Here is a 9,524-nt window from a genome sequence, read left to right as displayed (position 1 = left end):
GAGTTCACGTCTCAACCGACCGGGTGCTTAGGGCTGCCAAGTCGAATAAACAGGCTGAAACATGACTTTAAACAGCTTTTAAACGCCGACCTTGAAAGGCATGGCCGTAAGGGCGGAACCCTAAGCAGCCGTTACCGCAGCAACGGATATGTACTCAACCACCCCAACCCATAATCTCAAAAAGACATTATTTAAATGAATAACCAGATCTAAAAATAATGAATTCCAAGAATATTAGCTTAGACCAAAACAGCATTATATTTTCAAAACCCATTCCGTTATGTTTGATCGCAACAGCCTACCCCTGACCATGGATGGTACCCATCGTGATTCAGATTCTGCCCCCATAACCGGGTAATCAAGCCCGCCGCAGAATCGTTGGAAGGGAGTTCAACGTATGTTGCCGATTCAACCCCCGCACGCGCCGTAGCCCCAAATCGCCGCCACACCCCCTGAAAAAACCGAGCACCGCGCCCCACCGCGTGACTGCCCGACTTCGCGATTTGGAAAGACAGGCAAGCCTATGAAGCAAGCGTTAACACCCACCGCCATCCTGGCCCTGTCCATTTTGGCCAACACCGCCCAAGCCCAGGACGACAGCACCCTCTCGACCGTCGTGGTCACCGGTAACCGTGGCGCCGAACAGCGCACGGTCACCAGCAGCCCAGTGCCGATCGATGTGGTCAGCGCCAAGCAATTGCAAAGCACCGGCAAGCCCGGCTTGATGGAAGCCCTTAGCGCAGTCATCCCGTCGCTGACCCTGCCGGAAAAAACCGGCTGGGACGCCAGCGGCATTGCCCGTGCCCCCAACCTGCGGGGCCTGAGTGCCGCCGAGGTGCTGGTGCTGGTCAATGGCAAGCGCCGTCACACCAGCGCCACCTTGAACATCAACGGGATCAACACCGGTGCCGCGCCAGCCGATCTGGATTTGATCCCCATCAGCGCCATCGACCATGTTGAAGTATTAAGAGACGGCGCCGCCGCCCAATACGGCTCGGATGCCATCGCGGGCGTGATCAACGTGATCCTCAAAGCCGACACCAGCGGCACCTCGGTGACCAACGCAGGCCTGGGTTACGACGGCAAGAAACAGACCGTGCAGCAAAGCCTCAACAAGGGCTTTGAAATCGGCAACGGCGGCATCGTGCAGCTGGCCTTGGACGCCCGCAGCCAGAACGATGACAACAAAGCCAGCGCCAACGGCTACACCTACGCGCAAGCCTACGAGCAGGCGGGTCGCTCCACCTACGGCGGCTATGGCACGCCCAAGACCAACCTGCTGACGTTGGGCTACAACGCCGAGCTGCCGGTTGATGACACCTTCAGCCTGTATTCCTTCACCACCTATTCGCGACGCAAGGCCGAGCAGGGCCAGAACTTCCGCCTGCCGACCATCACCAACACCATCACCACCGGCCCCAACGGCTACCCCGGCGGCTACACCCCCACCTGGTATATCGACGAGGACGACTTCCAGGCCGCGTTCGGCGGCAAGGGCACCGTCGGCGCGTGGGACTGGGATCTGTCCACCACTTACGGGCGCAACGAAGCGGAGCAGGGCACCACCCATAACCAGAACCCATCCCTGGGCGAAGCCACACCGAATCACTTCACTTCCGGCACCTGGATTTCCACCGAGCTGACCACCAACCTCGACTTCAAACGCGGCTTCGACATCGGCCTGCAAAAGCCCTTGGACCTGAGCTACGGCTTCGAACACCGGCGCGATACCTATGAGGTGCAGGCCGGTGATTATGAGTCCTACGCGAACGGCGGCTACTGCGTGGCGCCGGGCAATTGCGCCTCCAGCGGCGCCCAGGTCACCAACGGCATCTCGCCGGATGAAGAAGCGACGGCCTCGCGCAACAGCCTGGCCAGCTATGTGGATGTGGGCTTCAACCCGGTGCCAGACTGGTACATCGGCACCGCGTTTCGCTACGAGCATTACAACCAAGGCGTGGGCGCCACCCGCAGCGGCAAGCTGACCACCCGCTACGACTTCACCCCGCAATTTGCCGTGCGCGCCACGGTGAGCAACGGTTTCCGTGCGCCGTCCCTGGCCAACAGCCTGTTCAGTGCACGCTCCACCACCTATGGCGTGGTGGATGGGGTGTATCAGTCGATCAACTACGGCGTGCTGCCGGTGGGTTCGGCGGCGGCCCAGGCCCTGGGCGCACAAGAGTTGAAGCCCGAGCGCTCGACCAACTTCAGCCTCGGTTTCACCCTCACGCCCACCGACCGCCTGAGCTTCACCGCCGACGCCTACGTGATCAACCTGCGTGACCGCATCACCCTCACCGGCACCTTGCTCGGCCCGGAAATCACCCAGGTGCTGCAAGGCAACGGCATCACCTCCACCTCGGGCGGGCAGTACTTTATCAACGGTGCCGACACCCGCACCAAAGGCCTGGACCTGGTGAGCAACTACAGCCAGGACCTGGGCCAGTACGGCTCGCTCAAATGGACCGCCGCGTTCAACTGGAACCAGACCAAGATCCTCAACTACAAGGAGTCCACCACGATCCTTGGCACCTCCTACGACCTGATGGACCGCCAGGCCCGCAACCTGATTACCGGCGTGCAGCCCAGCACCAAGCTGATCCTGGGCGGCGACTGGAGCATCGACCGCTTCAACCTCAACCTGGCCCTGACCCGCTATGGCTCCTACAAAGAGGTCAACGTCTCCACCGACCGTAGCCTCGACCGGGTCTACAGCGCCAAGTGGATCACCGATCTCGACCTTGGCTACAACCTCACCAAAGACCTCAACGTCGCCATCGGCGCCAAGAACCTGTTCGACATCTACCCCAAGAAACAAGGCGTGCCCAGCAGCACCATGGTCAGCAGCTACGGCACCTACTCGCCCTTCGGTTTTACCGGTGGGTACTACTACACCCGCTTGACCTATGCCTTCTAAGGCCGAGGAATTCACCATGCCTATTGTCGCCAAACCTTATGACCTGATCGACCACGCAAGCCCGGCGCGCCCGGCGCGGGTCTCCACACCGATCAAGCACCTGCAAGTGGTGCCCGCGCGGCATCCCTGGCGCTGGGCCGGGTCGATCTTTGCCGCGCTGGTGCTGCTGGGGATCGTGCATTCCCTGGCCACCAACCCGCGTTGGGAGTGGGGCGTGTTCGGCCAGTGGTTCTTTTCGACGTCCGTGTTGCGCGGCCTGGGCCAGACCTTGTTGCTGACCTTGTTGAGCACGGTGTTCAGCATGATCCTCGGCACCGCGCTGGCCCTGGCGCGGCTGTCGGGTTCGCCGCTGCTGGCAGCGTTGGCCTGGGGCTATATCTGGTTCTTCCGTTCATTGCCGGCATTGCTGGTGCTGATCATCCTCTACAACTTCGCCTACCTGTATGACCACATCGTGCTCGGCGTGCCGTTCACCAGCGTGGTGTTCGCCGAGTGGTCCACGGTGGACGTGCTCAGCCAGTTCACCGTAGCGGTGCTGGGCTTGAGCCTGATGCAGGCAGCCTACGCGGCAGAGATCATTCGCGGCGGCCTGATCGGTGTTGACGCCGGCCAGCATGAAGCCGCAGCGGCCCTGGGCTTGCCGGCTTCGCGACGGGTGTTTCGGATCATCCTGCCTCAAGCGCTGCGCTCGATCCTGCCCTCGGGTTTCAACGAAATCATCGGCCTGGTCAAAGGCACCTCCATCGTCTACGTGCTGGCCCTGCCCGAGCTGTTCTACACCGTGCAGGTCATCTACAACCGCACCCAGGCGGTGATCCCGCTGCTGATCGTGGCCACCGTGTGGTACCTGATCATCACCACGGTGCTCACCAGCGCCCAGTACTACGTCGAACGCTACTTTGCCCGGGGCACCGCGCGGGTGCTGCCGCCCACGCCGCTGCAACGCATTCGCGGCTGGATCAAGGAGAAGACCCATGGCTGAAGCACGCGCCGGACGCATCCAGATCCAGGGCGTGGGCAAGCGCTTTGGCAACCAACAGGTGTTGAACGACATCGACCTGACCATCGACCCCGGCAAGGTCACGGTGATTCTCGGGCCATCGGGCTCGGGCAAGTCCACCTTGCTGCGCACCATCAACCACTTGGAGAAGATCGACAGCGGGCATATCACCATCGACGGTGAATACGTCGGCTACCGCCGCAAGGGCGACCTGCTCTATGAATTGAAAGAACGCGAAATCCTCAAGCGCCGCATCGACGTCGGCTTTGTGTTCCAGAACTTCAACCTGTTCCCGCACCTCACCGCCTGGGAAAACATCGCCGAAGCACCGCTGGCCCACAAGCGCTGGAGCAAGGCGGAGGCGCAAACCAAGGCGGCCGAGTTGCTGGCCAAGGTTGGCCTGGCAGACAAGGCGGACGCCTACCCACGCCAGCTCTCTGGCGGCCAGCAACAACGCGTGGCCATCGCCCGTGCTCTGGCGCTGGACCCCAAAGTGCTGCTGTTCGATGAACCCACCTCGGCCCTCGACCCAGAGCTGGTGGGCGAAGTGCTCGATGTGATCAAGGGCCTGACCCAACTGGGTGTGACCCTGGTGATCGTCACCCACGAGATCGGCTTTGCCCGCGAAGTGGCCGACCACGTGGTGTTCCTCTGCGACGGCCAGTTGATCGAAGAAGGCCCGCCTGAACAGATTTTCCGCCAACCCCGACATCCCCGCACCGTGGCCTTTTTAGGCAAGGTGCTTTAGTTCAAGGAGTGACTGCCCATGTTGATTTCTACTGCCCGCGTGGCCCTGTTGGCGCTTGCTGTCAGCGCCGCGCAACACGCGTTCGCCGTGCAACAGGTCGACCTCAGCCCCGACCGTGTGCGCATCCATGTACCACGCAACGAAGCGGCTATTGCGCAGATCCCGCCGGGCTTCAAGTTCGCCCAGCCGGGCAAGTTCACCGTGGCGGTGTCCGGCGTGGCCGGGCCGCCCCTGGCGCTGTTGGCCAATGACGACAAGACCACCATCGGCAGCGAAGCCGACACCGCGCAGTTGGTGGCGGACAGCCTGGGCCTGCAACTCAACGTGGTGCAGACCAGTTGGGAAGACTGGCCCCTGGGCGTGACCTCGGGCAAGTACGACGCGGTGATCAGCAACGTCACCGTGACCGAGGCGCGCAAGAAGCGGTTCGACTTCGCCACTTACCGCCAGGATGTGCTGGGGTTCTACGTGAAGGCCACGAGCAAGATCAGTGAGATCAAAGAAGCAGCGGACATCGCCGGGCTGAAGATCATCGTCGGCTCCGGCACCAACCAGGAAAAAGTCCTGCTGGCCTGGAACGAGGCCAATGAAAAGGCCGGGATCAAGCCTGCGCTGTTGCAGTACTTCGACGACCAGGCCGCCGCGCAATTGGCGGTGCAGTCCGGGCGTAGCGATGCGCTGTTCGGCCCGAACTCGGTGTACGCCTATTCGGCAGCGATCACCGGTGGCATCAAGCGCGTCGGCACCGTTAACGGCGGTTGGCCGTTGAAGGCCGATATCGCCGTGACCACACGCAAGGACAACGGCCTGGTCAAGCCGATCCACACCGCCCTGGAAGGCGCGATTGCCGGAGGGCAATACGAACAGGTGCTGCAACGCTGGGGCCTGGATATCGAGCGCGTCGACAAATCGCTGATCAACCCACCGGGCCTGCCGGATTAAGGAGCATTGAGCATGGGACTGACACGACGTGAAGCGCTGTCGAGCATTGCTGCGGTAGGCGGCGAGCGGGCCGTCAAGGACGCGCTGGCGGCACTGGGCCTGGGGCCTTCGTCACACCGCCGGCCGCAACCGCTCAAACTCAAGGATGGCCTGGGGCAGGGCACCCGCGTGTTGGTGCTTGGCGCGGGGATTGCCGGGCTGGTTACCGCCTTGGAGCTGACCCGCGCCGGCTTTGAAGTGCAAGTGCTGGAGGCCCGCGAGCGGGTGGGCGGGCGTACCTGGACGATCCGTAACGGCGACCGGGTGGAGTACAAGGACGGCCGCACGCAAACCGCAGCGTTCGATCAAGGCCACTACTTCAACGCAGGGCCTGCGCGGATTCCCAGCCAGCACCGCACGCTCCTCGACTATTGCAGTGAGCTGGGGGTGCCGTTGGAAGTGCTGGTCAACAGCAGCCATGGGGCCCAGGTGCGCCCGGATGTGGCCAAGCCGGCGTTCAGCGTCGGTCAGGCGGTCAATGATGCGCGCGGACACTTGTCCGGCTTGCTGGCCAAGGCGGTGCAACGCGATGCCCTCGACGATGTATTGAGCGGCGAAGAACGCACCCGCCTGTTGGCGTTTTTGCAGGTGTATGGCGACCTGTCCCAAGAACTGTCGTTCGAGGGCACCATTCGTTCGGGGCATCTGGAATCCCCAGCGCATCCGGGCGCATTGCCCGCCAGCCGCAGTCCGCTGTCCCTGGACCAATTGCTGCATCCTGAGCTGTGGGGCGCGTTGCTGCACACCGAATTCCCGGAGTTTTCCGCCACCATGTTCCAGCCAGTGGGCGGCATGGACCGCATCACCGATGCCTTCTACGCCCGAGTGCGCAATCAGGTCCAATTGGGCGCCCAGGTGCGGCAAATCCGTCAGTTGGAAGAGGGTGTGGCGGTGACCTACCACGACCAGCACAGCGGCCGCGAGCACGTGGTGCGCGCCGACTACCTGGTCTCGACCCTGCCACTGCCGCTGCTGGCCAAGCTCGACACCGATTTCAGCGACCCGATCAAGGCCGCCTTGCGCAGCACCCGCAGCGACCAGGCCACTAAAGTGGCGTGGCAATCCCCGCGTTTCTGGGAGACCGACTACCGCACCTACGGCGGCCTGTCGTGGATCGAACACCCGGCGCGACTGCTGTGGTACCCGAGCAACGACCTCAATACCCGCGAAGGCCTGCTGGTGGCGGGCTACGTGACCGGGGAGGGCGCCGACCTGTTTGGCGCCAAACCGTTGCAGCAGCAATACGCTGCCTCTAAAGAAGCCGTGGAGCTGCTGCACCCCGGCTATTCCAAGCACCTGCGCCACCCGCTGGCGGTGTCCTGGGAACAGATCCCCTACAGCGAAGGCCCATGGCTGCAACGCGAACACTTCCCCGCCGATGCCAGCGCACTGCTGGAAGAAGGCCACGGCCGCGTGTACTTCGCCGGCGACGGTCTGGTGCAGAGCGGCGTTGGCATTTGGCAGGAATCGGCGGCCAACTCGGCGCGCCATGTGGTCGGGCAACTGGCCGAACGGGTGACTCAACACCATCAGATAGCGGCCGTGGCCGCGTCCTAAGGAGCTTCATCATGAGCGACAGCATTCAACGCACCAGCGTCGGCAATTTCCCGATCTCCCAGACCGTCACTGTGCCGGCCTCCGCCAGCCTGATCTTCGTCAGCGGCACCTTGCCCGACCTGCACGACGCCAATGCCCCGGCGGGCACACCGGCGGCCTATGGCAATACCGAGGTGCAGACGGTGTCGGTGTTCAACAAGATTCGCCAGATCCTGCGCCAGCAAGACCTGGACCTGGGGGACATCGTGCAGTTGCGGGTGTTTTTGGTCGGCGCTGAAGAGACCGGCGGCAAGTTGGATTTTGCTGGGTTGCAGGCCGGGTATACGCAGTTCTTTGGTACGCCGGAGCAGCCGAACAAACCGGCGCGTACGGCGTTGCAGGTAGTGGCGCTGCCGTTGCCTGGGGCGCTGATCGAAGTCGAGGCCATCGCCGCCAGAACTAACTGAGGAACTCGGTCAAAACTGTGGGAGCGGGCTTGCTCGCGAATGCGGTGGGTCAGTCACTGAATGTGTCTCTGACCCACCGCATTCGCGAGCAAGCCCGCTCCCACACTTCTGATCCGGTTCCTCCAGTGATGATTGTCTATTCCAGGAGAATTCCTANTGTGGGAGCGGGCTTGCTCGCGAATGCGGTGGGTCAGTCACTGAATGTGTCTCTGACCCACCGCATTCGCGAGCAAGCCCGCTCCCACACTTCTGATCCGGTTCCTCCAGTGATGATTGTCTATTCCAGGAGAATTCCTATGCCCACCTCACCCCGTCAACTCAAATTCGGCGCCATCCTCACCGGTGTCGGCACCGCGCAGAACGAATGGCTGCACCCACAAATCCCCGGTAACGCCAGCGTCGATATCGACTGGTACCGCGCCCAGGCCCAGCAGGCCGAAGCGGCCAAGTTCGACCTGGTGTTCATCGTCGACAGTCCTTACATCACTCCGGATTCGGCGCCGCACTTTCTCAACCGCCTGGAACCGTTAACCCTGCTCTCGGCCATCGCCGGTGCCACCTCGAAGATCGGTCTGGTGGCGACCCTGACTACCTCCTACACCGAACCCTTCAACGTGGCGCGCCAGTTCGCGTCCCTGGACCATATCAGCGGTGGTCGTGCGGGCTGGAACGTAGTCACCACGGGCCTTGAAGGCGCTGCCGGCAACTTTGGGCTTGAGCAACATATCGACCACACCGAGCGCTACCGCCGCGCCGCTGAGCACTTGGATGTGGTGCAGGGCCTGTGGGACTCCTATGAAGACGACGCCTTTGTGCGTGACAAGCAGAGCAAGGTGTTTCTCGACCCGCAACGTCAGCATCGTCTCGACCACCAAGGCGAGTTTTTCTCGGTGACCGGGCCATTGAATATCGAGCGCTCGGCCCAGGGCCAGCCGGTGATTTTCCAGGCCGGTATTTCCGAATCCGGGCGCAGCCTGGCGGCCCACTATGCCGAGGGGATATTTGCCGGTGTGGGTAATTTTGAAGATGCCCAGGCTTACTACAGCGACATTAAGAAACGCACCGCTGCTGCTGGGCGTAACCCGGATCACGTGACCATCCTGCCGGGTATCTCGCCGATCATTGCCGACACCGATGAACAGGCCCAGGCCATCGACCGCGAGCGCCATGGAGAGCTGGATCTGGACAAGGCGCTGGTGCAACTGGGGCGACCGTTCAACTACCACGATTTCAGCCAATATGCGCTGGATGAGCCGTTTCCGGAACTGGGGGATTTGGGCAGCAATGGCTATCGCGGGCATGCCGAGAATATCAAGCAAGTGGCCCGTGACCAGGGGTTGACCTTGCGGGAGGCGGCGTTGCGGTTTGCCAAGCCGTTTTCCAGTTTTGTCGGTTCGCCCAAGACGGTGGCGGATGAGATCGAGCGTTGGTTTGTGGAAGATGCGGTGGATGGTTTTAACATTCACGTGGGGGCGCCGGATGATTTTGCGCGGTTTACTGATCAGGTGTTGCCGTTGTTGCGGGAGCGGGGGTTGTTTCGTCGTGAATATGAGCACAGTACGTTGCGGGGGCATTTGGGGTTGCCGGTGCCGGTTAATCGGCATACGGCTGCTCGTGGGGTTCAGGCCTTGCAAGCGGTTGGTGCTGGGATTTGAGTGAATATCCGTTATTTAGGTAACGGCCACTGGCGGTTCCGCTCTTACAGCGGGTCACTTTTGGAAGGACCCAAAAGTAACCAAAAGGTCCTCGCCCCAACACTCGGTGCCTCGCCTAGGCTCGGCATGCCCTCACTCCGGCTTTGGAGCGTGGGCCGCCGCAATGGGCCATCCATGGCCCAGTGCGGCTAACCCGGCGTCCTGCCGGGTTGCCCACGCT

7 protein-coding genes are annotated in these 9,524 nt (G+C 62.1%); all 7 read left to right on the top strand.

Annotated elements, in window-relative coordinates:
• Window positions 1-523: 523 nt before the first annotated feature.
• Window positions 524-2,917: a TonB-dependent receptor plug domain-containing protein gene (locus ACLD1Y_RS31505; RefSeq protein ID WP_429481535.1), complete on the top strand. Its 2,394-nt coding sequence runs from the start codon at window positions 524-526 to the stop codon at window positions 2,915-2,917.
• A 16-nt stretch (window positions 2,918-2,933) separates the two neighbouring features.
• On the top strand, window positions 2,934-3,899 hold the full coding sequence (locus ACLD1Y_RS31500) for an amino acid ABC transporter permease (RefSeq protein WP_429481534.1): 966 nt from the start codon (window positions 2,934-2,936) through the stop codon (window positions 3,897-3,899).
• Complete coding sequence (locus ACLD1Y_RS31495) at window positions 3,892-4,665, top strand: amino acid ABC transporter ATP-binding protein (RefSeq protein ID WP_429481533.1); 774 nt, start codon at window positions 3,892-3,894, stop codon at window positions 4,663-4,665. Before ACLD1Y_RS31500 ends, ACLD1Y_RS31495 begins: the two co-directional genes overlap by 8 nt.
• 18 nt (window positions 4,666-4,683) lie before the next feature.
• Entirely contained in the window at window positions 4,684-5,607 is a 924-nt protein-coding gene (locus ACLD1Y_RS31490; RefSeq protein ID WP_429481532.1) for an ABC transporter substrate-binding protein, read from the top strand.
• A 12-nt stretch (window positions 5,608-5,619) separates the two neighbouring features.
• A complete protein-coding gene (locus tag ACLD1Y_RS31485; protein WP_429481531.1) occupies window positions 5,620-7,203 on the top strand; it encodes a flavin monoamine oxidase family protein in 1,584 nt (527 codons plus the stop codon).
• Between the two features lie 11 nt (window positions 7,204-7,214).
• Window positions 7,215-7,649 (top strand): RidA family protein, encoded by a 435-nt coding sequence (locus ACLD1Y_RS31480; protein ID WP_135292118.1) that lies wholly within the window; start codon window positions 7,215-7,217, stop codon window positions 7,647-7,649.
• Window positions 7,650-7,945: 296 nt separating this feature from the next.
• Window positions 7,946-9,304: an LLM class flavin-dependent oxidoreductase gene (locus tag ACLD1Y_RS31475; protein WP_429481530.1), complete on the top strand. Its 1,359-nt coding sequence runs from the start codon at window positions 7,946-7,948 to the stop codon at window positions 9,302-9,304.
• The last annotated feature ends 220 nt before the right edge of the window (window positions 9,305-9,524 follow it).

Source organism: Pseudomonas sp. 18175, from assembly GCF_050432925.1.
Classification (GTDB): domain Bacteria; phylum Pseudomonadota; class Gammaproteobacteria; order Pseudomonadales; family Pseudomonadaceae; genus Aquipseudomonas.
Note: the sequence above shows the minus strand (reverse complement) of the source record. Positions and strands in the feature narration are given on the sequence as shown.